Genomic DNA, 398 nt, shown 5'->3' on the forward strand with positions numbered 1-398 from the left:
GCGTCCGCGCGGGACGCGGAGCGGGAAGGGCCGGCGGCACCCGGCCGAGGTCGCCCCGATCGCCCGCGTGCTGGTCGACGTGCCGCTGGCGCACCTGGACCGCACGTTCGACTACCGGGTGCCCCGGGAGCTGGACACCGTGGCGGTACCGGGCTGTCGCGTGCGGGTGCGCTTCGCCGGGCAGCTCGTGGACGGCTACCTCCTCGACCGGGCGGAGACCACCGACCACACCGGCAGGCTGGCCTACCTGGAGCGCGTCGTCTCCGCCGAGCAGGTGCTACCGCCGCGGTTGGTGACCCTGTGCCGCACCGTGGCCCGCCGCTACGGCGGCACCCTCGCGGACGTCCTGCGGCTGGCGGTGCCGCCCCGGCACGCCGCCGCGGAGTCCGAGCCCGCCG

Annotated in this window: 1 protein-coding gene; it reads left to right on the top strand. The window is 77.6% G+C overall.

Annotated features, from left to right (window positions below; all coding sequences use genetic code 11):
• Positions 1–67: 67 nt before the first annotated feature.
• A partial coding sequence (locus SACPADRAFT_RS33235) for a primosomal protein N' family DNA-binding protein (RefSeq protein ID WP_040924611.1) occupies positions 68–398 on the top strand: 331 nt, incomplete at its 3' end.

The sequence above is a fragment of the Saccharomonospora iraqiensis subsp. paurometabolica YIM 90007 genome (genome assembly GCF_000231035.2).
Lineage (GTDB): Bacteria > Actinomycetota > Actinomycetes > Mycobacteriales > Pseudonocardiaceae > Saccharomonospora > Saccharomonospora paurometabolica.